The organism is Ruegeria sp. AF5 (genome assembly GCF_056541905.1).
The window spans coordinates 71,802-95,553 of sequence record NZ_JBQFYZ010000002.1 but is presented as its reverse complement, the minus strand read 5'-3'; the positions used below and the strand labels follow the sequence as shown (position 1 = coordinate 95,553).

Below are 23,752 nucleotides of genomic sequence, written 5' to 3'. Positions count from 1 at the left end.
TTAGAAATGTGCCTTGGGCTGGTCCGGTTTTCCCGCGGCCAGCCCAAGTATCCCGGCGATCCCGGCAAATGTGATCGGGAACATGGTGAAAACACCAAAACCAAAGGCGTAGTACATCGCAGCCGCTGACCCCAGCAACAAGACCCCGCCAATCAACGCGCGCGCTGGTGCCATGGCCCCGCCCGCGATTGCCAGCAAGGGCGCGATAATCGAAATGGTTTGCACCAGATCAGGATTGTCGACCTGGCTTAGAACTCCGTCAATCTCGCCGACATGGTCAACCACGACCACCTTTGCATAGCCGAAGAACCCGACGATCATTCCGATCAACCCGGCGATTACACCCAATAACATTGCGGCATTACGCATTGAAAACCCTCATTGTAGCTTTCACGCAGATAAGCACCCGTTCAGGAAATGCCAAGCTGAGCACGGGTTTCAGCTGTCCAACCCAACAACAGCCTGCCATCGACTTCGATCAATGGGCGTTTCATCAGGGTCGGGTGCTCTTTCAAAAGCTCCAAAGGGGGCTTGGCACGCTGGGTTTCGTCCAATCCGCGCCATGTCGTCGATCTGGTATTAAGCAAGTCATTGCCGAACTCGGCAAAGGCCCGTGACAGCACCGAACCCGGCACACCGTCGCTGCGTACATCAGAAAATTTGACGTCTGGCAGCGATTTCAATGCCTTGCGACAGGTGTCACAGTTTTTCAATCCATAAAGCTGCATGTCTTTGACGCTCCTGCCCATGCTTTGATTTTAAGCAATCTTGCCCGCTTCTTGCGGTTATTCTTGATTTTTTACTTCACCGTGCAATGTTGAAAAAGGCGAAACACACGAATTGGACTGTTCAGCCAGTGCCAAAACAACTTTTTCGTGGTGACGCTGACCACAGCCCCCACCAATTTGTGGGACAATGCGTAAGTAGAAGGAGACACGGGACATGCCAACCGGCACCGTGAAATGGTTCAATACCACTAAAGGCTATGGATTTATTGCCCCTGACGAAGGGGGCAAAGATGTGTTTGTACATATCTCGGCCGTAGAACGGTCCGGCCTCACCGGACTCGCAGACAACCAAAAAGTTTCGTACGAGTTGCAGGACGGACGCGACGGCCGCCAAATGGCAGCTGATTTGAAACCACTGTAACGACATCCCGCTAAACACGCGGTTGATCATTAAGGATGACGGCCAATTTCCGGCCGTTATCCATCCCCCACCGGTTTCGTTCCATTACCCTCGCGCGGGCTTGGCGTCGGCGTGGGTATTCCAGTTTTCGCCCATGGCAACGATGCAGGATGTGCCTGTCGCGTAGGTGACAACCATGGTCCAGTCCCCGTGCTGACTTGCCCAGACTTCCATAATCTGTTCCGGCCCGCGAACACCCGATGCCACGCGCCGCGCACCGAACTGCCTTTCCAGTTTCTGGTGCAACCGGAGCGTCGGTTCGCACAAAACCTCAGCTATGGGGGACTTGGCCTGCGCAGGCAAGGCGAGACCAAAAAACAGACATAACAGAGCAAAATGCAAAATGCGGGCCATGGAACAAGTGTAACAATTCCATGACGACACGTATAGACAAAAGCTATGCAGCTCGTCAGCTCTATTTGCGAATGATCGCCTCGAACTCACGCCATTCGCGCGCTGTCATCCCCGAGTTTTCTTGCGTGACCGCCTCTCCTGCCAGCATGCGTTGCAGGCTTTCGACCATCTGGGCAGACAGGTTCACCGCACCCAGCCGGTAATCCTCGAACGCCTTATACGCAAACGGCACCCAATCAGCGACGATCTTGCACATCGCCTCGGCATAAACGCGGATTTCATACTGAGCATGCGGATCGGCCCGCAGGCGCAGGAAGTGGAACAGATTATGCAGATCCACCTTCCAATACCATTGCGTATAAACGTTTGCGGGTAGGTTCATGCGGGCCAGTTCACGTGCTAGCCCCTGCTGCCCGTCCTGGCTGATCATGGACTCGTAATTGTCATAGCACCGCGTGCTGTCGGCCTTGAGGGTTTCCAATACGCGCGCGGCCTCTTCACCTTCCAACGTTGCCCCACGGCCCTGATTGTTCACTTCGGACTGTGCCGCCACATGTTCTAGGGCTGGGATATAGAACTCGCGATCCAGAATTGAATACCGTGCCGAGTATTCATTCACATTGGCGGTCCGGTGCCGGATCCACTGCCGCGCCACGAACACAGGCAATTTCACATGCAATTTGACTTCGCACATTTCGAATGGCGTGGAATGCCAGTGCCGCATCAGATACCGGATCAACCCCTCGTCATTCTGAACGGATTTGGTGCCTGTGCCATATGAAACGCGCGCAGCCTGACAGATGGCGGCATCGTCCCCCATATAGTCGATCACGCGGACAAAGCCATGATCCAGAACCTGATGCGCCGTGTACAGGTGGTCTTCCATTCCCGCCGAGACAACTCGACGCGTGGGATGCGATTGCGCGCGTTGCGCGTCGATCTCGGCCTGTTGGTCAGGGGACAGCGGCATCGAATCTTCCTTTCTGGCAATGAGTCGCCTGCTACTATATATCGCCGATCCCGGCACAGGAACCGCGATATATGCCGCAGCGGACGCAAAAAACAAATTGCTGCTGAGGGCTCTATCGACACATCGAGGCGGAGCGCTAAGCTCTTGGCAATGTGAGTCGAAAAAGGATGGCCGAAATGGCGCTGAAATATCTTCACACCATGGTCCGCGTGAAGGATCTGGAAAAATCCATGGCGTTTTACGAGCTTCTGGGTCTGAAAGAAACACGCCGGTATGACAGTGAAGCCGGGCGATTTTCTCTGATCTTCATGGCCCCTCCGGGACAAGAAGACGCGCCGATCGAGTTGACGTACAATTGGGACGGCGATGATGAGTTGCCCGCCGACAGCCGTCACTTCGGCCATTTGGCCTACGGTGTCGATAATATCTACGAGGTTTGCCAACATCTTCAGAACAACGGCGTTACGATCAATCGCCCGCCAAGGGATGGTCGCATGGCTTTCGTTCGATCGCCCGACAATATCTCGGTTGAGCTTCTGCAGAATGGCGAAGCACTTGAACCAGCCGAACCCTGGGCCAGCATGGAGAGCAGTGGTCACTGGTGATCCGTTGGCTGATAGCGTTTGGGCTGGTCGTTCAGGCCAGCCCTGTCAAGGCCGAGCAATGTCGCTTGGCGCTGGCCTTGGCGATGGATATTTCCGTTTCAGTCGATGAGGCCGAAGATGTGTTGCAACGGCAGGGGTTAGCCGCCGCCTTGATTGCACCCGAAGTGCAAGAGGCCTTCTTTTCTTCACCGATGCCCGTTGCCCTGGCGGTATATGAGTGGAGTGGCCGCTCAACCCAAAATGTCGTCCTGAACTGGACAATGATCGATGACGTTGGTGATCTGCTGTTCGCATCCAGCCAGGTCAGCCAATCCGTCCGATCTGACGGCGGATCGGCAACAGCTATGGGCTATGCGTTGGCATACGGTGCAAGTCTTATGGAGCAAGCGCCGCAATGCTTGTTTCAAACCATTGACCTGTCCGGCGACGGCACGAACAACGATGGCTATGGGCCGCAGATCGCCTATCGGCACTTTCCCTTCCAAAACACTGTCGTGAATGGGCTTGTGATCAACGCGGCGGATTTCGAGGGAGAGCTGTTCTTGATCCCTTTCTTCGAAAATAACGTCCTGCACGGGCCCGGCGCCTTTTTGGAAATTGCCACCGGGTTTGAAGATTTCGAGCGCGCCATGCGAAAGAAACTGAAACGGGAACTGAGCGGTCTGCAAATCGGTGCATTACGGAATGAAGGCCCATGATACGTCAGGTGATCGTCTTTCTGGCTTGCCTGATATCAGGACCTGCCTTTGGCGAATGCCGGCAGGCCCTTGCGCTGGGGCTGGATGTGTCGGGTTCGGTGGACAGCCGGGAATACAGGCTGCAACTGGACGGGCTGGCGTCGGCCCTGAGCCGCCCCGAGGTCAGCCAGCTGATGTTGTCGGACGGCGCAACCTCCTTACGTCTGGCGATCTTCGAATGGAGCGAGCGGGGACATGAACGGATGCTGTTGGAGTGGACAGAAGTACGGTCCCCCGCCGACCTGATCGCAATCAGTGATCGTTTGGTCCGGACCTCGCGCAGCACAGCACCGCAGGGAACGGCGGTAGGGTCGGCCATGTTATTTGGCTCTTCCCTGCTTGATCAGCAAAGGGGATGCTGGCGCCGTACGCTGGATCTGTCCGGGGATGGTAAACATAACCTTGGACCGCATCCACGAGATGTGAAAGCCAGTTTACGACATGGCGGGATCACGATTAACGGGCTGGTGATCGGCGCTGACGATCCGAAGGAAGGTGATCGGAGATATGTTCAGGTGGGTGAACTTTCAGCTTATTATTCAGCCTGGGTCATTTTGGGGCCAAACGCGTTCGTAGAAGTGGCGCTGGGCTTTGAGGCGTATGAAGAGGCCATGACCCGCAAACTTCTTCGTGAGCTGGACAGTCTTGTCCTGTCTGACGCCCGCCACTGATCAATAGATATACCTTATCTGATCCGTCCAGTACCGTTCAACGCGACGCAGCGAACTGGTGATATCTTCGATGCCTTCAAGCCCAAGCACCCCCCTGCCTTGCAGGCCTTCGGCGTGACGTGCAAACAGCTTGGACACGATATTGCGGATTTCCCTGCCTTGCGGCGTCAGGCGCACGCGAACTGAACGGCGATCAATCTCGCATCTTTGGTGGTGCATATAGCCCATCTCAACCAGTTTCTTGAGGTTATAGCTGACATTGCTGCCCTGATAGTACCCACGGCTTTTCAGTTCGCCTGCCGTGACTTCGTGATCACCGATATTGAACAGCAACAACGCCTGAACCGCATTGATTTCCAATACGCCGACGCGCTCAAACTCGTCCTTGATGACATCAAGCAACAACCGGTGCAGTCGCTCCACCAGGGCCAGCGCCTCAAGATAGCTGGTTATGAAACCCTTGGTCTCTGGCGTGGAGACCTGCATTTCCATACTCATCCGACCCTCCGATTCAGTCGCGCTGTTTGACACACGATGAACCGAAAATCCGAAAAATCGGTTAAGCGGAACTTTGCCTTATTTCTGAAAGGTTTGAGCTATGTCTGCAATCAGGCTGGCAAATCGCGCCGGAGGCTGCACCTGCCCTGTAACCCATTGATAAAGGTCCTGGTCATTTTCATGCAACAGCGCGTCATAGACATCCAGCCCGGCGGTATCCATGTCGGCCAGATTGCGACCGGCATAGGCTGACAGGATAATGTCCATCTCTTTGATGCCGCGTCGCATCGACCGCATTTGCATGCGTTTGATGCGCACATCCCGGGGTTCGCTCAATTCTTCTGCTCCAGCATCTGACGCATTTTCTTTTCCAGACGCGCTGCGCGTTCAGAACAGGCGCGCATTTCCGCACGGATGGCGCGCAGTTCGGCCACGGCAGAGGACAGTTCCATACCGCCTTCGCCCTCATCCACGGGCGCATCCATGCCGTCGCCCTCGCCGGTCAACAACCACATGATTGAGACATTGACCATGCCCGCCATCATTGACAGCCTGTTGGCCCGGGGTTCGGACAGATCGTTTTCCCAATCTGAAATTGTCGCCTTTTTGACCCCAAGACGCCGCGCCAGTTGCGCCTGCGTCATTCCCGCGGCTTCGCGTGCGCCTGCCAGACGGTCTCCGAATGTCGCAGAATCCGGACCGTACCAGTCGTTTTCATCATTCATTCGGGTCTCCATCTCACATTGTCTATACTGCTTGATCGTCACTCGGACGCACCCTATGACAGTCGGGCTGAACATACAAACCGAGGCCGAGCATGAGTTTTCTGTCTGCGACACTGTCACGCGTCAAACCTTCACCCACCATCGCCATGACAGCCAAGGCAGCCGAGCTGAAGGCCGCCGGGCGTGATGTCATCGGCCTAAGCGCTGGTGAGCCGGATTTTGACACGCCCCAGAACATCAAAGACGCCGCTGTTGCGGCCATCGCAGCAGGCAAAACCAAATACACCGCGCCGGACGGCATCCCCGAGCTGAAACAAGCGGCATGTGCCAAGATGAAACGTGACCACGGGCTGGACTATTCGCCGGCCCAGATCTCGGTCGGGACCGGTGGCAAGCAAACGCTGTACAATGCTCTGATGGCGACGATGAATGAAGGCGACGAGGTGATCATCCCTGCACCGTACTGGGTCAGCTACCCCGATATGGTGCTTTTGGCCGGGGGCACCCCTGTTGTGGTCGAGACGACGCTGGAAAACAGTTTCAAGCTGACCCCAGAACAACTGGAAGCCGCCATCACGCCCAAGACAAAGTGGTTCATCTTTAACTCGCCCTCGAACCCGACGGGCGCAGGGTACAGTTGGGATGAACTGAAGGCGCTGACCGATGTTCTGATGCGTCACCCGCATGTCTGGATCATGTCGGACGACATGTACGAACATCTGGCCTATGACAGGTTTGAGTTCTGCACCCCGGCCGAGGTTGAACCCGGTCTATTTGACCGAACCCTCACCTGCAACGGGGTTTCAAAAGCCTATGCCATGACCGGTTGGCGCATCGGTTATGCTGCCGGTCCGGTCGAAATCATCGCGGCCATGCGCAAGATCCAGTCGCAATCCACCTCGAACCCCTGCTCGGTCAGTCAGTGGGCTGCCGTCGAGGCCCTGAACGGAACTCAGGATTTTCTGGCCCCGAATAACGAGACATTCAGGCGCCGGCGCGATCTGGTGGTTCGGATGCTGAACGAGATTGATGGCGTCACCTGCCCCACACCCGAAGGGGCCTTTTATGTCTATCCGTCTATCGCCGGATTGATCGGGAAGACGACGCCCGCTGGGACCGTTCTGGTAGACGACGAAGCCTTTGCAACCGCACTTCTGGAAGAAGCCGACGTGGCCGTTGTATTTGGCGCCGCCTTTGGCCTGTCGCCGAATTTCCGCGTCAGCTATGCTACGTCCGACGCGGCACTGACCGAAGCTTGCAGCCGCATCCAGCGTTTTTGTGCTTCTCTGAGGTGACCATGTCCGCCGAACTGCCTGAGTATTACTTTCGCATACGTGAAAACGGTGCTGCGGTGTTTCGGATCGATACGGAAAACCGTCAGCGCCGGATCGAGATGGACCAGATTGCCGTCATCAATATCCGCAATGGCGAGGTCAAGCCGCACGGGCAGCGGACGTTGTCAGACCGGGATCAGGCCGAGATTGCCCAATGGATGGAAGAGCGCCGGGCCCTGCTGGCCCAGCGCGACATCGACGACATTCATCGCGCGGTCGACTATCTGAATCTGACCACGCAATGGGCTCAGTCCAAGGCAAGCGACACGCAGCTGGAGGATGTGACCGACAGGTTATTGATGGCCATGCACGACCTGCGTACGGTACTGGTGCGAAAAAAGGCAGATCGGCTGGGCAAAGACTAAGCGGGCTCGGCCGATATCTGTATCTGCTGTACCGAATACATCCAGAACCGGGTCATGAGAAGCACGGCCGCGAAGGCGAGACCAAGCACCAGGCCCAGCCAGACGCCGATGCCGTCCATATGACGGACAAAGCCGAAATAATACGACGCGGGAATCCCTACGACCCAATAGCTGAGCGCCGCCATGACCATTGGGATCTTGGCATCCTGCAACCCGCGCAGCAGGCCCAGCGCAATCACCTGCGCGCCGTCGACCAGCTGGAACAAAGCCGCCATGGCAAGCAAACCGGTACCGATGGTCAGGATTTGTCCCCGCTGCGGATCATCTGCTTCCATGAACAGGGAAATCAAATGCTCGGCACAAGTCAGGAACAGGATGATGGTTGCCACCGACATGACCAGCGACATACCAGTCACGGAGATTGCGCCCTTTTCCAAATGCGCCCTATCCCGACGACCCAGCGCATTGCCAGCCCGGATGGTCGCTGCATTTGATAAGCCCAGGTGAACCATGAAGGTGGCCGAAGCCAGGTTCAGGGCGATCCCATGCGCAGCCAGCGGGACCTGACCCAGCCAGCCCATCATCACCGCAGAAGTCGCGAACAGTGAAACTTCGGCCAATGTGGTCAAGCCGATGGGTACACCCAACTTCCATACGCTGGCAAACATTTCCCAATCCGGTCGCCAGAACCGTTGGAATAGGCTATGCTCTGGCAACGTCCGGATCACATAGATAACGACCGCGATCAGCGAAACAACTTGTGTCGTGATCGAGGCGATTGCCGCCCCTGTCACGCCCAGTTCGGGGGCACCCCAGTTGCCGAAGATCAGCGCATAATTGGTCAGCCCGTTCACAGCCGCCGCCGCAATTGTGATCCACAAAACAATCTGCGTTCGCTCCAATGCCGCCAGATAGCTTTTCAACACCATCACAATGAGGGCCGGAAACAATCCCCAACCGGCAACTCGCAAATATTCGGCTGCGGTTTCAGCAATTTGCGGTTCCTGCTTCATGGCGATCAGGATCGGATAGGACCACCATAGCAAGGGCATGACAACCACGGCATACAGCAACGACAACCACAGACCCATCCGGGTCGAGCGGCGAATGCTGGTTTCATCCCCTTCCGCCGCCGCTGTGGCCACCATGGGCATCACGGCCCAGCCAAACCCCGCACCAAACAAGAACAACACGAAATAATAACTGTTGGCCAAGGTAACGGCCGCCAACGCCTCGACCCCGTACCATCCCAGCATGATGGTGTCGGTCAAACCGATTGCGTATTGCGCCAGATGACCGCCAACCAGTGGCAGGCCAAGAACGGCAATAGCCCGAAAATGGGCCGGATATGTCATCACCTTTGTCATCGCTCCAGCCATATGCGCGGCTTTGGCGCGGGACAAGGGCGGATCGGTAATATTTCACATTGAGACTTTGATGCCCAACCGTTTCCTGTGGCCGGGCATCTTTGCAATCAGCGGGCGTCGGGGTGCAGAGCCGTACCCAGAATATGCTCGGAGCGGTGAATAACGTGATGCGCCTGCCCTACGATCAGCGGATCAGGCTCGCCCACGATATCGTGATCCTTGCCAGGGTAATCCAGCGAGGACAGGAAGTGACGCATACAGTTCAGGCGCGCGCGTTTCTTGTCATTTGACTTGATAATCGTCCAGGGTGCGTCAGCCGTGTCTGTGTAAAAGAACATGGCTTCTTTCGCCTCGGTATAGTCGTCCCACTTGCTGAGGCTTGCCTTGTCGATGGGCGACAGTTTCCATTGCTTCAAGGGGTCGGTTTCGCGGCTTTTGAAACGGCGCTGCTGCTCTTGCTGTGTAACCGAGAACCAATATTTGTATAGCTGAATGCCCGAGCGCACCAACATCCGTTCCAACTCGGGCGTTTGCCGCATGAACTCAAGATATTCGTTGGGCGTGCAGAACCCCATGACCCGTTCCACGCCCGCACGGTTGTACCAGGACCGGTCATAGAACACCATTTCGCCTACGGTCGGCATCTCCTGAATGTAGCGCTGGTAGTACCACTGGCCTTTCTCTTCCCAGGTGGGTTTGTTCAATGCAACGACACGGGCCTGACGCGGGTTCAGGTGCTCCATGAACCGCTTGATCGTACCCCCTTTGCCGGCGGCATCGCGCCCTTCGAACAACAAGACAAACCGCTGCCCCGTTTCCTGCGCCCACAGCTGAACCTTCAAAAGCTCGGCCTGCAGATTGGCTTTTTGCGTCTCATACACCGACCGGGCCATTTTGCGGCCATAGGGGTATTTCCCACTTTCAAACGCCTGCCGGATTTTCTCGGGGCTGGGCGCTGAAGGGTCGGTGTCTTTGGTGAGCGTGGTCTTGATCTGGGTGGGTTCTGCGTTGGTCGTGGCAATGGCGTCCATACATCCTGTCCTTTTCTACTGTCCTGAAGGGTGGCTAGCAGAAAGCTCGGAAATGCGCTTTGATTGGTGTCAAATAGATGCCTCAAAAACCCATGATTTCCAGCGCGGATCCCTTGTTCCAATGCAGACGTCTTTTTTCAAGCTGAACGGCCATTCTTTCCACGTCAGGACATGGGGCGACAAAGCCGCGCCACCATTATTGATGCTGCATGGTTTCCCCGAATACAGCGGTGCCTGGGCCGATCTTGCGCCTCATCTGGCAGAACGCTTTTATTGTATTGCTCCGGACCAGCGCGGTTATGGCCAAAGCTGGTGTCCCGAAGGGGTGCAGAACTATACCCTGTCGCAACTGGTCACAGACATGGCCGCACTGATTGAAACCTGCGGCGCGCCAGTTGCGCTGCTGGGTCACGACTGGGGCGCATCGATGGCTTATGGCGTTGCCATGTTCCGCCCGGAACTCGTTGATCGGTTAATCATTGCAAACGGCGTACATCCGGTGCCGTTTCAACGCGCCATGGCCTCGGGTGGCGCACAATCCACAGCCTCGCAATATATCAATCTGCTGCGAGCACCCGATGCCGCACAAAAACTGTCCGAAAACAACTTTGCGATGCTGGAACAGTTCTTTCGCCATGGTATGGGGCTGGACTGGTTGACCGAAGCTCGCATGGCCGACTACCGCACTGAATGGGCCCGACCCGGTCGGCTGCAGGCGATGCTGAACTGGTACAGAGCCTCTCCGTTGGTTGTCGCCAAACCCGGTGTCCCCGCGACAGACCTGCCTGACCTGCCGCTCGACCGGTTGCATGTCAGGTGTCCGCACTTGTTGATTTGGGGGCCGGATGACAAAGCCCTTTTACCAGAAGCCACTGAGGGGCTGGAGGCGTTTGCCACCCACCTCACCCGTGTCACGATCCCTGGGACCGATCATTGGTTGCATCATCAAAACCCGCGGGCCGTGGCGCAGGCCATTCTGGAATGGACTGGCCTGACGTAATCAGGCCGCGCCCGCGCGCAACGGCAAGCCAGGCAGCCTTTGTCGCAGCGCCGACGACATCTTTAGCACCTTACCGGTGCCCCCAGTCGTCAGGGTTGTCAGAGTTGTTCGGCGACAACCCCAACTCATCACCATCGGTTGAGCACCCAAGCCCCAGAACCGTCCGGTTTGCATATGAAAAATAGGAGCAGACCTGATTGATCTCGAGGATTTCGCCATCATCCCACCCCGCGTCGCGCAGGGCAGCGACGTCCGCCTCGACCAGATCGCCCGGCGCTTCGGTCAGCTTGCGAGCATAGTCCATGGCAGCCATTTGCGCCGCATCCAGCGGTGCAGCCAAGGGATCGCGCGCCTCAACCGCTGCCCTGATCGCGTTGCCGCGCGCCGCGTCACCCAGCAAGCGCTGAAGACCCGCAAAGTGATGCTCGACGCAATACCCGCACCGGTTCAGTGAGCTGACCCAAACCCCCAGCACTTCCAGAAACCATTTCGGTATCTTGTTGCCCGAATGATGCAGCACTGCCTTGTACATGGCCATATGGCCTTCCATCGAATGCGGGCGAAGGCTGTGTGCCATCATGATGTTGTCTACGTTATTGTTCGGCCCGGTCACGCGTTCGTAGAGTTTCTTCAACTTTCCAGTCGCGTCTTCGAACGGAACGGTTCTGATCCAGCTCATTTATTCACCTCCGCTTTACCGGGATCAAAGGACTGGTTATCTGCACGGATTGCAAGCGGCTTGACAGAAAATCCACAACACCTCGCGTCCCCCTTCCCCCGGACCACATCACCTGCCATAATGGCGGAAACCCAAAAACAAGAGCAGCACCCATGCCCGAAGATCTGTTGACGCCCAGCGCCACTTCTACCTATGACGCCTCCTCGATCGAGGTGCTCGAAGGGCTGGAACCGGTTCGCAAACGCCCCGGCATGTATATTGGCGGCACGGATGAGCGTGCGCTGCACCATATGTTGGCCGAGATCCTCGACAACTCGATGGACGAGGCGGTGGCAGGCTTTGCCAACCGGATCGAGGTCGAGCTGCATTCCGACTACGCCCTGACCGTCCGTGACAACGGGCGCGGTATCCCGATCGACCCGCATCCAAAATTTCCGGGCAAGTCCGCGTTGGAGGTGATCCTGTGTACCCTGCACGCGGGCGGCAAGTTCTCGGGCAAGGCCTACCAGACCTCGGGTGGCTTGCACGGGGTTGGTGCGTCGGTGGTGAACGCGCTGTCTGATTCGATGGTCGTGCAGGTGGCGCGGGACAAGCAGCTATTTGAACAACGTTTCTCGCGCGGCATCCCGCTTGGCCCGGTCGAAAAGGTTGGCGCGGCCCCGAACCGGCGCGGCACAACGGTGACCTTCCACGCCGACCCGGACATCTTTGGCCATCACAAGTTCAAGCCCGCGCGGCTGTTCAAATCCATCCGCTCCAAGGCCTATCTGTTCTCGGGCGTCGAAATCCGCTGGAAAACCGCCATCGATGACGGCGAGACCCCGCTTGAGGCCTCGTTCCACTTTCCCGGCGGCCTGTCGGATTACCTGAAAGAGACGATGAACGGCTCGTCTACCTATGCCGAGCAACCCTTTGCGGGCACCGTCGATTTCAACGAGAAATTCGGCACCCCCGGCAAGGTCGAATGGGCGATCAACTGGACACCGTCGCGTGACGGGTTCATCCAATCCTATTGTAACACCGTTCCCACCCCCGAAGGCGGCACCCATGTGGCCGGTTTCTGGGCTGCGATCCTCAAGGGGATCAAGGCCTATGGCGAGTTGATCAACAATAAGAAAGCCGCGCAGATCACCCGCGACGACCTGCTGACAGGTGGATGCGCGCTGGTGTCGTGCTTTATCCGCGAGCCGGAATTCGTGGGCCAGACCAAGGACCGTCTGGCCACGGTCGAGGCGCAGCGGCTGGTCGAAAACGCGGTCCGCGACCATTTCGACAACTGGCTGGCGGCTGATACGAAATCCGCCGGCGCGATCCTCGACTTCCTTATCCTGAGGGCCGAAGAACGTCTGCGCCGTCGGGCCGAGAAGGAAACACAACGCAAGTCCGCCACTAAGAAACTTCGTCTTCCCGGCAAGCTGGTGGACTGTTCCAGTTCAACACGCGACGGCACCGAATTATTCATCGTCGAAGGCGATTCTGCGGGTGGCTCGGCCAAGATGGGTCGCGACCGCAAAACGCAGGCCCTGCTGCCCTTGCGCGGCAAGATCCTGAACGTGCTGGGTGCGGCCAGTTCCAAGCTGGGCACCAATGCCGAGATCAACGACCTGACCCAAGCGCTGGGTGTCGGGCTTGGCACCAAGTTCAACGTTGACGACCTACGCTATGACAAGGTCATCATCATGACCGACGCGGATGTGGACGGGGCGCATATCGCGTCCTTGCTGATGACGTTCTTCTTTACCCAGATGCGCCCGATGATTGACGCGGGTCACCTGTACCTGGCCTGCCCGCCTTTGTACCGCCTGACTCAGGGCGCCAAACGCGTCTATTGTCTGGACGAGGCCGAGCGCGACGAATGGCTGAAAAAAGGTCTGGGCGGCAAGGGCAAGATCGACGTGTCCCGCTTTAAGGGTCTGGGCGAGATGGACGCCAAGGACCTGAAAGAGACCACGATGGACCCCAAATCCCGGAAATTGATCCGGGTCACCATCGACGAGGATGAACCCGGCGAAACCGGCGATCTGGTCGAGCGTCTGATGGGCAAGAAGCCCGAACTGCGGTTCCAGTACATTCAGGAGAACGCGCGGTTTGTGGAGGAGTTGGATGTTTGAAGCAGTAAGCCTTCAACACTCCGAGTATTGGACGATAGCTTAGGCCTACTGTGTGAGTCTATTTTGTTGGCGTGGTGACATGGGCTCCCACTACTTTGAACTCTTCAGAAATTTCTAAGACAATTCCGTAGCTATAAATCAGGTCAAACTCAAAAAAACGCCACAATAGCGTAGGATTTCTTTCCCTATACTGTGCTACAGTCCAATAGCCTGAGACATTCCCGACAGGCTGGTTAGTTCTAGTAGTAACAAATTTTTCACTTCTGTATCTGCTGTATCCCAGTACTCGGAAGTCGTGATAACTCATCCAGCTTTGAACTCTGTCGAGCGTAACCAGACTTCGCGAAATCCGATATACGCAAACCTCTGCGTTACGTCCGTAGCCAACTCTTTCCCAATCCAGCTTTAGCAAGTTTGGGTTTTCTTTCTTCTGTTCTTCTTTGGTTAAACAGCTTTGCACATCAGGAAACTTACGGATAGCCTTTCGGTACTGCCTCCACTGAGGATGATTACTATCCACAACGCGACCTAAAAATAGAAATGGTTCGGCGTCTTGAGTGGAGAGATGATCGTATTCGATCACGCAAGAAGCCGTTGGTCGACATTCCGACCATATTTCCGATGCGCCAATCTCAGCCCTTACCGAGGCAGAGCCGACAACTAGCGCAACAATTGAAAGCAAGACTCGCATTTTTCTTTGGTCAAGCATTGGTTATCGATCTTGTCGCTTTCTAATCCTTAGACATATCCGTGCCTATTAAATGACTTCTTGAAAGTGGGGTTTTCCTCACCTCGAAGGAACAAGAGAAAATGAGCCGTTACGCATCGCGCGTAGGATGGGTGCTCTCACCGATCAGAGTCCGGCATCAAGATGGGAGTAAACACCCATCCTACTTTGCCACAACCATCGCGCCTGGCCCGAAGGTGGGTGCGGAACGCGCACGCCGTCAAACCGCAAGTTTGCCTTCGGCAAAACGGGGGCGGGTCGGGCGCGTGCTTGATGCTCTGCATCAAGCATTGACGGGGCGGAAGACACCACAACACCACACGCGCCCTCAAAAAACCAAAATCTACTGCAATTCAAATCCCTTCGGTTTACTAATCAAACCAACACCCGGCTTCCCCGTGACAAGCTGGCTTGGATTTAACGATTAAGGATTTGCAATGGCCCGCCTTTATGACAGTCGAAAACGTGTTCTCGTAACCGGTGGGGCCGGGTTTTTAGGCTCGCATCTGTGCGACCGGCTTCTGGATCAGGGGCATGAGGTTTTGTGCGTCGACAACCTGTTCACCGGCACCAAGCGCAATATCGACCATCTGCACAACAACCCGCGCTTCGAGTTCATGCGCCACGATGTGACCTTCCCGCTGTTCGTCGAGGTGGACGAGATATACAACCTCGCCTGCCCCGCCTCGCCCGTGCATTACCAGCACGATCCGGTGCAGACGACCAAGACCAGCGTTCACGGCGCGATCAACATGCTGGGTCTGGCGAAACGTCTGAAATGCAAGATATTTCAGGCTTCGACGTCTGAGGTCTACGGTGACCCGACGATCCATCCGCAGACCGAAGACTATTGGGGCAACGTCAATCCGGTTGGGCCGCGGTCCTGTTATGACGAGGGCAAGCGGTGTGCCGAGACGTTATTCTTCGACTATCACCGTCAGATGGGGCTTGAGATCAAGGTCGCCCGCATCTTCAACACTTACGGGCCCCGAATGCACCCCGCCGACGGGCGCGTTGTGTCGAATTTCATCATGCAGGCCCTGACGGGTGAGCCGATCACGATCTTTGGCGACGGCACGCAGACCCGGTCATTCTGCTACGTGGATGATCTGATCGAAGGGTTCGTCCGCCTGATGGACACCGACAAGGAGGTCACCGGCCCGGTCAATCTGGGCAATCCCAACGAATTCTCGATGAACGAGCTGGCCAGCGAGGTGCAGGCGCTTGTTGGCGCGGAAACCCCTATCAGTTTCAAAGAGTTGCCCGAGGACGATCCGAAACAACGTCAGCCCGATATCACGCTGGCGCGGACCCTGCTGAACTGGGAACCCACAGTACAGCTGAAGGAAGGGTTGGACGCAACGATCCGGTATTTCCGGACGCTTCAGTCAGAAGGCGCAGCCGGATAACGCGTCTTGCCATGGCTCGGGGACCGGATCAGACCGCCGTGCCGATCAGCGCGACGCCAATCGCCATGAGGACCGCGGCACCCAGGCGTCGCATCCAGTTGCCTTCCTTCAGGAAAATGAACCCGATCAGCGCCGCAAAGATGACCGAGGTTTCCCGCAGGGCCGAAACCGCCCCAAGCGGCGCAAAGTTCTTGGCGTAAAGCACCAGACCATACGCTGTCATCGAAACCAGCCCACCCAAAAGGCCCGTCATCCATATTCTGACTGGCAGGTCTTTCAGGGTGGTGCGTTTCCTGACCCCGATAAACCCTGCAATGTACAGGTGCAGAAAGGCCCCCCACACCCAATAGCTGAGCGTATTGCCTGACAGCCGCACCCCAATCCCGTCAACCACCGAATAGATCGAAATGCAGAACCCGGTTCCCAGCGCAAATCCCAGCGCGCTGCGCCCGACGCCCGAACGCAGCGCCGCCCAGCTGCTCAGCTGAATGCCAACCGCGATCAAGGCGATCCCACCCCAGGCCTGCCAGGGCAGAACTTCGCCCACCAGCGCCATCGCCCAAAGCGAGACCAGTGCCGGAACAATCCCGCGTGCTATGGGGTAAACCACACTCAGATCGCCATGCTGGTAGGCCTTGCCCAGCATGAAGTAATAGCCGAAATGCACGACGGTCGAGAGCAGGATATAGACAAAGCTCTGCGTGTTCGGCAACGGCAGGACCATCACCATTACCGCCGCCGGCAAGACCTGACCCAACGCGACCAGACCCAGCATGGTGGTGCGGTCCGCTGACGTTTTCACGATGGCATTCCATACGGCATGCAGCAGCGCCGCCGACAGAATAATCAGAATGACGAACAGGGTCATACCCGAACCTTTCCCGCAGAAATCGTGCGTAAAAAGGGTCTTTGGCCCCATTTCACTTGGGCGTGGTGTCTGCCAAAACCGGGATTTTTGTCAAGCCGGATTCCAGTGGTCAAATTACCGCCACTGTTGGGGACGTGTCCGCAAGCCGTTTCCGGTCTCGTCCCGCACCCTTGTGCCCGGTAAGAAGTTACAACAGCACGTGATCCCGGTTGCAGGACGCGCATCACGTTCTAAGATCGGGCACATGAGTTTTGTGACAGACAACCAATTGCCCCTGCTAATCCTGTTTTTTCTGTCAGGATCGATCGGCACCGCCTTTTTGTTCCGCAAGCCAGCGGGGCACCGGGCGTGGAAACTGGCCGATCTGGTCTGGGTCGTGCTGGGTGGCATCGGCGCATTGGTGGCTGTTCTGGCGGGGCTTTACACGTCGGACAGTTCGCGACTGGATCGCCAGATTGATGTGGCCTACGCCGCAACATTGGCATTCGACCGGGATGCCGCACGGTTTCGTCTGCGTTTCTGCGACCCTGCTTACGATCCTGATACGGCAGTGCTTTGCGACAAGGTTGAATTCCTGTCGGCATCAACTGCCAGCAACTCGGAATTGCCCCTGTTCATCGCCGTAACCAACGAAGTGGCCCCCCTGCAGGGCCTGCACTTCCTGTTCGGAAGTCAGGGCAAAGATGAAATGGACGAGCTGCGGGATATGACGGCAAAAGCTGATGCTTTCGATATCGACCAGTTCCTCGTTTTCACGTCTCTGGACGACAAAACTCAGGTGGCCATCGACAACATGCGCCGTAAGGTACCCGCGATTGCCGGAGATTATCAGATCCTGGCACAAAGCTATGACGACCTGATCGAGCAGGTCGGCAAGTTGAAAAACGAATGGGAATACCTGCAGGCCAACGCCCATATTCTGGTGCTGCAAATCGTGGCGCTTTGTCTTGTTAGCTTTGCGGCCCCATTTCGATTGGGAAAATCTTTGGTCGAGTTACGTACGAAGCTCAACGCCGATAGCCCCGCGCCAACACCTGTGGATCAACTCCCAGAAAATAGCGCAGAAGTGTCCACAAGTTCCGCGTGCCCCGCCGAAACCAACCTGCCTGTTCGTAGCGCTCCGCGCTCGTAAACGCGCGCGACTCGAGTATTGCGATCCGTGGCAATACGCGCACCAGCGCCACATCTTCCATCAAGGGTTGGTCCGGATACCCGCCAGCCGCCAGATAGACATTACGCTGAACCAGCAACCCCTGATCTCCGTACGGTAAACCGAACAGCCTGCTGCGCAAATTGGCCCATCCGGCCACCCAGGCTGGCGCAAGCCCACGCGCGCGAAAAGCCAACCGAAACGCCGCTGGTGCGTTGGATGGCAGATGGGCGCTTACGCTCTTGGCCCATCCCTCTTGCAACACGGTATCTGCATGAAGGATCAGAAGCCAGTCTCCATCAGCATGCGCGCACCCCCGGCGCAATTGACCGCCGCGCGATGGCTCACCTCTAATGACATGCGCGCCAACATCTTCTGCTATTCTCAACGTCTGGTCAGTTGAGCCTGCATCGCTGACGATCAGGTCCCGGATCAGCCCGGAATGCACCCCTTCCATCAGGGCTTCAAGGCACGCAGGCAAGGAATCGGCGGCATTCAAGGTTGGAATCACTACAGTGACGGGTGCGGGCACGTCCGATAACCTCTGGTCTTGGCTGCGAGACTTCCTATATCACGAGGCCAAAGGCAATGACGAGGACCAAGCCATGCCCACCCGCCGCATCCTGCGCCTGACTGGCTCGGACACCGAAAACTTTTTGCAGGATCTTGTAACCAATGACGTTCAGGGATTGGGCAATGGGTTGGTCTATGCCGCACTGCTTACACCACAGGGCAAGTATCTGGCAGATTTCTTTCTGAAACGCGATGACGTTGGGGTGCTGCTGGACGTGGCCGAGCCACTTGCAGATGACCTGATCAAGCGCCTGAACATGTACAAACTCCGTGCGGATGTGGTGATCGAAGGCACGGATCTGCATCTGCAGCGCGGCACAGGTCCAGCACCGGACACCGCCCTGCCCGACCCCCGTCACGCGGATATGGGTTGGCGTGACTATTCGACAGCCCCAGATGGCGATGACGGAACCGACTGGGACGCGCTGCGCGTTCGACACTGCATCCCCGAGGCTGGGGTCGAACTTACGCCAGACAGCTATATCCTCGAATCCGGGTTCGAGGCGCTGAATGGTGTGGATTTCAAAAAGGGTTGCTATGTCGGTCAGGAAGTGACTGCGCGCATGAAACACAAGACCGAGTTGCGCAAAGGCTTGCGGCGGGTCTTTGTCGAAGGATCGGTTCCGGCGGGGACTGAGATTACCGCAAACGGCAAACCCGTCGGCACCCTGTTCACGCAATCAGGCGGCCAAGGAATCGCGTATCTGCGCTTTGACCGTGCGAATGCAGACATGATGGCCGGAGACGTCGTGGTTCGCCTGACGGATCAAGCGTAACTTGTTGCCATATCGGCACGGCCTTATCCGCCATGTGTTTCGTAAAGTTTGAACCCGTTACCCAGCCCTGCCAATGTGTCGGCACAGGGGCAACACGGATACCCGCATGTTTCAGCTTTACTCCGCGATTTGGCGCGCCAGCGCCGGACGGCAGATTGTCCTCATTCTGTTATCCATTGCCATTGCTGCGCTTGCCGCGGTTCCGCTTGAATTTCAACGCGATATTGTCAACCACCTTACGTCCAACGATCTTCATGTCGAAAAGCTGGTTCTGCTGGGCATCGGCATGATGATTGTCATCCTGCTAAGCCTCGCCCTGAAATGGGTTCTGGGTTTTCGCGCGGGTACATTGGGCGAAGACATGATCCGGCTGATCCGGCAACGCTTGCTGTGGCGCGCTACCGACCTGAAGGAAACGGGTGAAAATCTGCGCAAAGGTACCATGACGACCGCCATCTCAGCCGAGGCTGAGGAGCTGGGCAAGTTCGCAGGGGGCGCGTTCTCGGACCCGGTGGTTCAGGTTGGAACGCTGGTCAGCGTGATCGGGTACATATCCTCAACGCAGCCAGGCCTTGGCCTTATCGCGTTTTCCATGATTGTGCCGCAGATCATTATCGTTCTGGTGTCGCAACGCAAAGTGAACACGTTTGTCGCCGAACGCGTCCGCCTTTTGCGCAGCGCCACTGATAGGCTGACCACCGAGGATATCGATGCCGTCGAGCGGGATATCAATGCCCTGTTCGACGACATCTATGACACAAGGCGGCGCATGTTTCTTTGGAAGCTTTCGGCCAAGTTCCTATTGAGCGTAATCAACGGCGCCGGAACCGTAGGTATTCTGATGTTGGGCGGTTATCTGGTGCTGCAAGGAAAGACCGATGTCGGCACGGTGGTGGCCGCGATCAGCGGGCTTGGCCGGATACAGGGCCCGACCGCGTTCCTGATCGCCTTTTACAGACAAGTCAGTGCCAACCGCATCAAATACGAACTTATGTTGGAACTATTCGGCCCGGACCCCGCGCATTACCGGTACCGCAACAGTGCATAAAAAAGACCGCGCAGCGGCTGTCTGCGCGGTCTGATATTAAAAGCGACGAAACGTCACGCGCGTTCGGAATATTCCATGGTTTCGGTGTTCACGATGATCATTTCATCCTGACCGATGAACGGCGGCACCATGACTTTCACGCCATTGTCCAGAATTGCAGGCTTGAACGAGTTCGCGGCGGTCTGACCTTTTACGACCGGCTCAGTTTCGACGATCTTGCAGGTCACTTTCTGCGGCAGTGTCGCGTTCAGCGCTTCACTTTCGTAGAATTCGACAACAATCGTCATGCCATCTTGAAGGAACGGACGACGCTCGCCCAGCAAATCCGCTGGCAATTCAATCTGTTCGTATGTTTCGGCATCCATGAAGACCAGCATGCCATCGGTTTCATACAAGAACTGCTGATCCTTCTGTTCAAGGCGCACACGCTCAACCTTGTCAGCCGAGCGGAACCGTTCGTTCAGTTTCGAACCATTGCGCAGGTTGCGCAGCTCGACCTGCGCGAAAGCGCCGCCTTTTCCGGGCTTCACATGGTCAACCTTGACCGCGGCCCAAAGGCCGTCGTTATGCTCAAGCACATTGCCGGGGCGAATTTCGTTCCCATTTATCTTGGGCATTACATAATTCCTTCACAAACGGTTGATGCGTCAGTTGCGCCTCCTATATCTGGCGGGAACATACCTGACAAGACAACCAAACCTAGTGCTGCACGTGCAGCGAGATATGCAAGTGACGCAACGCAACTATGCATATTAGCTGTATCCGAATCGCACTTTATCGGTCATAAGGACCGTCACGCCGAAAATTGCAAGAGCAAGAAAAACAAGGAAGACGAGATGAGAGATTTCGTTGACGGCACTGCCTTTAACAACGAACAAGGCAATCGTGCTCGCAAACTTTTCGCGGCCGTTGTGTTGGCCGCACTCGATGACGCCATTGCCGATGACAAGAAGTATGGCAATGGCCCGGAACAAATCGCCCGTTGGGCGCGCTCGCGCGATGGACGCGAAGTGCTGTCTTGCGCGGGAATCGACCCGAACGAGCGGGTTGTCAGCGGACTGATGGAGTTCGTTGGCCGTGGCGTGCGGACCTCGGTCGCGCTGTCGCGTGAAGAAAGCGAGCGTCGCAATGCCGCTCAGCAGGCTGAAGCTGCCTGATCCAAGGCTGTTTCAACTCAGAAAAAACGCGCTCTGCCATCAGAGCGCGTTTTTCTATGCGTATCCCACCACTATCCCGGGCGTCAGGGTGAGTTCGGGGCTTCCCCTGCCCGCCCAAATCAGGTCATCTGCGCCTTGACAGGTAGGAGACAATCCATGGTTCGCGCCATCATGATTCAAGGTACCGGCAGCAATGTCGGAAAATCCGTTCTGGTGGCAGGGCTTGCGCGAGCTTTCACACGGCGAGGTCTTCGGGTTGCGCCCTTCAAGCCGCAGAACATGTCGAACAATGCTGCTGTTACGGAAAACGGTGGGGAAATCGGTCGCGCGCAGGCCCTTCAGGCACGGGCGGCAAGGCGGGCGACACATACCGATATGAACCCTGTATTGCTGAAACCCGAAACAGATACCGGCGCGCAGATCATTGTTCAGGGGCAGCGCGCGGGCACCATGAAAGCCGGTGATTACCGCAAGGATAAATCCAGACTGCTAAGCGCCGCATTGGAAAGCTTTGACCGATTGTGCAGCGACGCGGATCTGGTTCTGATCGAAGGGGCGGGCAGCCCGGCCGAAACAAACCTGCGCAAGGGTGACATCGCCAATATGGGTTTTGCCTGCGCTGCGAATATTCCGGTGATACTTGTCGGCGACATTCACCGCGGCGGTGTGATTGCACAAATTGTTGGCACTCAGGCGGTTCTGGATGACGGCGATCTTGCTCGAATTCAGGGCTTTGCCGTCAATCGGTTCAAGGGGGATGTATCCCTTTTTGACGAAGGGCGCGATGATATCGCCTCTCGAACGGGATGGCCCTGTCTGGGGGTTGTGCCATGGTTTCAAGACGCCTGGAAGCTTCCGGCCGAAGATATGATGGACATCCGTTCTCACACAGGCGGCACATGCAAGGTTGTTGTGCCACAACTTGAACGGATGGCGAATTTCGACGACCTTGATCCCTTGTCTGCCGAACCCGGAGTGAGCGTCGAGATCATTCCGGCCGGACACCCTTTGCCGGGCGATGCCGATCTGGTTTTGCTACCGGGCAGCAAGTCAACCATCGGAGATCTGGCCTATTTCCGTGCACAAGGCTGGGACATCGACCTGTTTGGTCATGTCCGGCGCGGCGGGCATGTGCTGGGTCTTTGCGGTGGCTTTCAGATGCTGGGCAAGACCATTTCCGACCCTGATGGCGTAGACGGTCGACCGGGTAAGGTCGACGGGTTGGGGTTGCTGGATGTGGACACAGTCATGGGAGGACAAAAGCAAGTTGTCCTGCGTACGGCCCATGCGTTGCCGGACCGAGAGCCAGTCACCGGATACGAAATCCACATGGGCCATACAGACGGGCCGGATTGCACCAATGCATGGCTTGAGGTCGAAGGCCGCCCTGAAGGCGCGGCCAGCGCAAACGGGCGGATCAAGGGAAGTTATCTGCACGGTATCTTTTCGTCCGACGCATTCCGGGCGCGGTATTTGTCAACGATAGGCGTGACCTCGGACCTGTCCTATGAGGACGGCGTCGAGCAAGCGCTGGACGATCTGGCCGATCATCTGGAGCGCCACATGGACCTTGACCTGCTGCTCAGCCTCGCGCAGCCCCCGCACCGTGGCTGAGAGTTACTCCAGATCCTGAGCCGCAAGAGCGCGGGCGATCTCTCGCCTGACCATCTTGCGCACATTTCGTGTAATCCGCTCACCCATCGTTCCTTGCAGCTCGGCGCGGACAACCTCTGCGATCAGGGTGCGCAGAGCGTCTTCATCCATGTCGATCGTCCTGACATTTTCGTCGGAACCAGGTTCTTCGGCATCAGCATCAGACACAACAGCCTGAGACGACCGGATGAATTCCGCCTGACAAGATGCGTCTTCGGCCTGCTGAACCGCCTCTGGTTCGTCACCACCGGCAGCATCAATCGACATCGCAGCGGCAAATTCTTCTTCGACATCCCATGGCAGCGCGTGTGACGGTGTGCCCGAATACGCATCCTGGCTGTCACCGTCCGGTTCCCACTGATCTTCTGTTTGCGCAATTGCCGCTTCCAGCGCTTCGATCTTTGCACTCAGGCTGTTTGTTGCATCATCCGACGGGGCGTGTTTCGTCTCGGCTGTTTCTGGCTTGTCCTGGTCAGCGTTCGCAGGTTGACCCGTCTGAACGATGTCACAGGTGCGCAACAACATGGGCTTGGCGGCATCTGAAACTTCGGGTTCCGACACAGCTTTAGCGGGAATCACCCCCAATTGATCTGGTGTGCTGATCCGCAAAGCATCAGTAAGCACCAGCCGCCCCGGCTTTCGTGCTTTAGTCGTTTGATCCGAGACGGTTTTATCACGACTGTCTTCACTGACCAGACGTTTGACCGAAGACAGAACGTCTTCGATCCCTGCTTTCACGACATTATCAGACATTGT

The 23,752-nt window shown here is 56.8% G+C and carries 28 protein-coding genes; 13 read left to right on the top strand and 15 right to left on the bottom strand.

Features of this window, described 5'->3' with window-relative positions; all coding sequences use genetic code 11:
• Positions 1–369: a hypothetical protein gene (locus tag ACR0DS_RS03965; RefSeq protein WP_480558248.1), complete on the bottom strand. Its 369-nt coding sequence runs from the start codon at positions 367–369 to the stop codon at positions 1–3.
• Positions 370–410: 41 nt separating this feature from the next.
• A complete protein-coding gene (locus ACR0DS_RS03960; protein ID WP_480484202.1) occupies positions 411–728 on the bottom strand; it encodes an ArsC/Spx/MgsR family protein in 318 nt (105 codons plus the stop codon).
• A gap of 214 nt (positions 729–942) precedes the next feature.
• On the opposite strand from ACR0DS_RS03960, the gene ACR0DS_RS03955 reads away from it, so the two are divergent.
• Positions 943–1,149 carry a cold-shock protein gene (locus ACR0DS_RS03955; RefSeq protein ID WP_008758035.1) on the top strand — a complete coding sequence of 69 codons (207 nt, stop codon included), beginning with the start codon at positions 943–945 and terminating at the stop codon, positions 1,147–1,149.
• An 84-nt stretch (positions 1,150–1,233) separates the two neighbouring features.
• Here the strand turns inward: ACR0DS_RS03955 and ACR0DS_RS03950 are convergent, their stop codons facing one another.
• Positions 1,234–1,542: a hypothetical protein gene (locus ACR0DS_RS03950; protein ID WP_480484203.1), complete on the bottom strand. Its 309-nt coding sequence runs from the start codon at positions 1,540–1,542 to the stop codon at positions 1,234–1,236.
• Positions 1,543–1,603: 61 nt separating this feature from the next.
• Positions 1,604–2,512 (bottom strand): FAD-dependent thymidylate synthase, encoded by a 909-nt coding sequence (gene thyX, locus ACR0DS_RS03945; RefSeq protein WP_480558250.1) that lies wholly within the window; start codon positions 2,510–2,512, stop codon positions 1,604–1,606.
• A 176-nt stretch (positions 2,513–2,688) separates the two neighbouring features.
• Between thyX and ACR0DS_RS03940 the strand changes: the two genes are divergently transcribed.
• The 3 genes from ACR0DS_RS03940 to ACR0DS_RS03930 are packed head-to-tail and all read left to right on the top strand — an operon-like array spanning position 2,689 to position 4,525.
• Positions 2,689–3,117, top strand: a complete 429-nt coding sequence (locus ACR0DS_RS03940) for a VOC family protein (protein ID WP_209503395.1) — start codon at positions 2,689–2,691, stop codon at positions 3,115–3,117.
• On the top strand, positions 3,114–3,815 hold the full coding sequence (locus ACR0DS_RS03935; protein ID WP_480484205.1) for a DUF1194 domain-containing protein: 702 nt from the start codon (positions 3,114–3,116) through the stop codon (positions 3,813–3,815). The genes ACR0DS_RS03940 and ACR0DS_RS03935 overlap by 4 nt, the downstream gene beginning before the upstream one ends.
• On the top strand, positions 3,812–4,525 hold the full coding sequence (locus tag ACR0DS_RS03930) for a DUF1194 domain-containing protein (RefSeq protein WP_480504601.1): 714 nt from the start codon (positions 3,812–3,814) through the stop codon (positions 4,523–4,525). The genes ACR0DS_RS03935 and ACR0DS_RS03930 overlap by 4 nt, the downstream gene beginning before the upstream one ends.
• On the opposite strand, the gene ACR0DS_RS03925 is transcribed toward ACR0DS_RS03930, so the two are convergent.
• The 3 genes from ACR0DS_RS03925 to ACR0DS_RS03915 all read right to left on the bottom strand — a co-directional run bounded on the left by ACR0DS_RS03925 (position 4,526) and on the right by ACR0DS_RS03915 (position 5,748).
• A complete protein-coding gene (locus ACR0DS_RS03925) occupies positions 4,526–5,023 on the bottom strand; it encodes a MarR family winged helix-turn-helix transcriptional regulator (RefSeq protein WP_480484207.1) in 498 nt (165 codons plus the stop codon).
• A 78-nt stretch (positions 5,024–5,101) separates the two neighbouring features.
• Complete coding sequence (locus ACR0DS_RS03920) at positions 5,102–5,326, bottom strand: succinate dehydrogenase assembly factor 2 (RefSeq protein ID WP_480558342.1); 225 nt, start codon at positions 5,324–5,326, stop codon at positions 5,102–5,104.
• Positions 5,327–5,355: 29 nt separating this feature from the next.
• On the bottom strand, positions 5,356–5,748 hold the full coding sequence (locus ACR0DS_RS03915; RefSeq protein ID WP_267366820.1) for a helix-turn-helix domain-containing protein: 393 nt from the start codon (positions 5,746–5,748) through the stop codon (positions 5,356–5,358).
• Positions 5,749–5,840: 92 nt separating this feature from the next.
• On the opposite strand from ACR0DS_RS03915, the gene ACR0DS_RS03910 reads away from it, so the two are divergent.
• A complete protein-coding gene (locus tag ACR0DS_RS03910) occupies positions 5,841–7,043 on the top strand; it encodes a pyridoxal phosphate-dependent aminotransferase (protein ID WP_480558252.1) in 1,203 nt (400 codons plus the stop codon).
• Positions 7,044–7,045: 2 nt separating this feature from the next.
• Positions 7,046–7,447, top strand: coding sequence for a hypothetical protein (locus ACR0DS_RS03905; RefSeq protein WP_480558254.1), 402 nt, complete (start codon positions 7,046–7,048; stop codon positions 7,445–7,447).
• Here ACR0DS_RS03905 and ACR0DS_RS03900 read toward each other — a convergent pair.
• Together ACR0DS_RS03900 and ppk2 are read right to left on the bottom strand one after the other, a co-directional pair.
• Positions 7,444–8,814 (bottom strand): MATE family efflux transporter, encoded by a 1,371-nt coding sequence (locus tag ACR0DS_RS03900; protein ID WP_480558256.1) that lies wholly within the window; start codon positions 8,812–8,814, stop codon positions 7,444–7,446. The two genes, ACR0DS_RS03905 and ACR0DS_RS03900, sit on opposite strands and share 4 nt — an antisense overlap.
• Before the next feature lie 107 nt (positions 8,815–8,921).
• On the bottom strand, positions 8,922–9,845 hold the full coding sequence (ppk2, locus tag ACR0DS_RS03895; protein ID WP_480546520.1) for a polyphosphate kinase 2: 924 nt from the start codon (positions 9,843–9,845) through the stop codon (positions 8,922–8,924).
• Positions 9,846–9,966: 121 nt separating this feature from the next.
• Here ppk2 and ACR0DS_RS03890 point away from each other — a divergent pair, with 121 nt between their 5' ends.
• Positions 9,967–10,845: an alpha/beta fold hydrolase gene (locus ACR0DS_RS03890; protein ID WP_480558258.1), complete on the top strand. Its 879-nt coding sequence runs from the start codon at positions 9,967–9,969 to the stop codon at positions 10,843–10,845.
• 70 nt (positions 10,846–10,915) lie between these two features.
• On the opposite strand, the gene ACR0DS_RS03885 is transcribed toward ACR0DS_RS03890, so the two are convergent.
• Complete coding sequence (locus ACR0DS_RS03885; RefSeq protein ID WP_480558260.1) at positions 10,916–11,524, bottom strand: carboxymuconolactone decarboxylase family protein; 609 nt, start codon at positions 11,522–11,524, stop codon at positions 10,916–10,918.
• Between the two features lie 152 nt (positions 11,525–11,676).
• Between ACR0DS_RS03885 and parE the strand changes: the two genes are divergently transcribed.
• The gene (gene parE, locus ACR0DS_RS03880) at positions 11,677–13,635 is read left to right on the top strand and encodes a DNA topoisomerase IV subunit B (RefSeq protein WP_480484212.1); all 1,959 of its coding nucleotides are present in this window, start codon (positions 11,677–11,679) and stop codon (positions 13,633–13,635) included.
• A gap of 58 nt (positions 13,636–13,693) precedes the next feature.
• On the opposite strand, the gene ACR0DS_RS03875 is transcribed toward parE, so the two are convergent.
• On the bottom strand, positions 13,694–14,344 hold the full coding sequence (locus ACR0DS_RS03875) for a hypothetical protein (protein WP_480546516.1): 651 nt from the start codon (positions 14,342–14,344) through the stop codon (positions 13,694–13,696).
• Positions 14,345–14,799: 455 nt separating this feature from the next.
• Here ACR0DS_RS03875 and ACR0DS_RS03870 point away from each other — a divergent pair, with 455 nt between their 5' ends.
• Entirely contained in the window at positions 14,800–15,771 is a 972-nt protein-coding gene (locus tag ACR0DS_RS03870; protein ID WP_480546514.1) for a UDP-glucuronic acid decarboxylase family protein, read from the top strand.
• Positions 15,772–15,799: 28 nt separating this feature from the next.
• Here ACR0DS_RS03870 and ACR0DS_RS03865 read toward each other — a convergent pair whose 3' ends face one another.
• Both ACR0DS_RS03865 and ACR0DS_RS03860 read right to left on the bottom strand, forming a co-directional pair.
• Positions 15,800–16,639, bottom strand: a complete 840-nt coding sequence (locus ACR0DS_RS03865; RefSeq protein ID WP_480558262.1) for an EamA family transporter — start codon at positions 16,637–16,639, stop codon at positions 15,800–15,802.
• Between the two features lie 1,007 nt (positions 16,640–17,646).
• On the bottom strand, positions 17,647–18,321 hold the full coding sequence (locus ACR0DS_RS03860) for a TIGR04283 family arsenosugar biosynthesis glycosyltransferase (protein WP_480484216.1): 675 nt from the start codon (positions 18,319–18,321) through the stop codon (positions 17,647–17,649).
• Positions 18,322–18,394: 73 nt separating this feature from the next.
• Here ACR0DS_RS03860 and ygfZ point away from each other — a divergent pair, with 73 nt between their 5' ends.
• Both ygfZ and ACR0DS_RS03850 read left to right on the top strand, forming a co-directional pair.
• On the top strand, positions 18,395–19,138 hold the full coding sequence (gene ygfZ, locus ACR0DS_RS03855) for a CAF17-like 4Fe-4S cluster assembly/insertion protein YgfZ (protein ID WP_480484217.1): 744 nt from the start codon (positions 18,395–18,397) through the stop codon (positions 19,136–19,138).
• Between the two features lie 106 nt (positions 19,139–19,244).
• Entirely contained in the window at positions 19,245–20,186 is a 942-nt protein-coding gene (locus tag ACR0DS_RS03850; RefSeq protein ID WP_480558264.1) for an ABC transporter transmembrane domain-containing protein, read from the top strand.
• Positions 20,187–20,239: 53 nt separating this feature from the next.
• On the opposite strand, the gene efp is transcribed toward ACR0DS_RS03850, so the two are convergent.
• Entirely contained in the window at positions 20,240–20,803 is a 564-nt protein-coding gene (efp, locus tag ACR0DS_RS03845) for an elongation factor P (protein ID WP_209503361.1), read from the bottom strand.
• Positions 20,804–21,022: 219 nt separating this feature from the next.
• On the opposite strand from efp, the gene ACR0DS_RS03840 reads away from it, so the two are divergent.
• Both ACR0DS_RS03840 and ACR0DS_RS03835 read left to right on the top strand, forming a co-directional pair.
• Positions 21,023–21,343: a DUF6280 family protein gene (locus ACR0DS_RS03840; RefSeq protein WP_037310273.1), complete on the top strand. Its 321-nt coding sequence runs from the start codon at positions 21,023–21,025 to the stop codon at positions 21,341–21,343.
• A gap of 156 nt (positions 21,344–21,499) precedes the next feature.
• Positions 21,500–22,957: a cobyric acid synthase gene (locus tag ACR0DS_RS03835; protein ID WP_480484219.1), complete on the top strand. Its 1,458-nt coding sequence runs from the start codon at positions 21,500–21,502 to the stop codon at positions 22,955–22,957.
• A gap of 3 nt (positions 22,958–22,960) precedes the next feature.
• On the opposite strand, the gene ACR0DS_RS03830 is transcribed toward ACR0DS_RS03835, so the two are convergent.
• The gene (locus ACR0DS_RS03830; RefSeq protein ID WP_209596939.1) at positions 22,961–23,749 is read right to left on the bottom strand and encodes a hypothetical protein; all 789 of its coding nucleotides are present in this window, start codon (positions 23,747–23,749) and stop codon (positions 22,961–22,963) included.
• Positions 23,750–23,752: the final 3 nt, after the last annotated feature.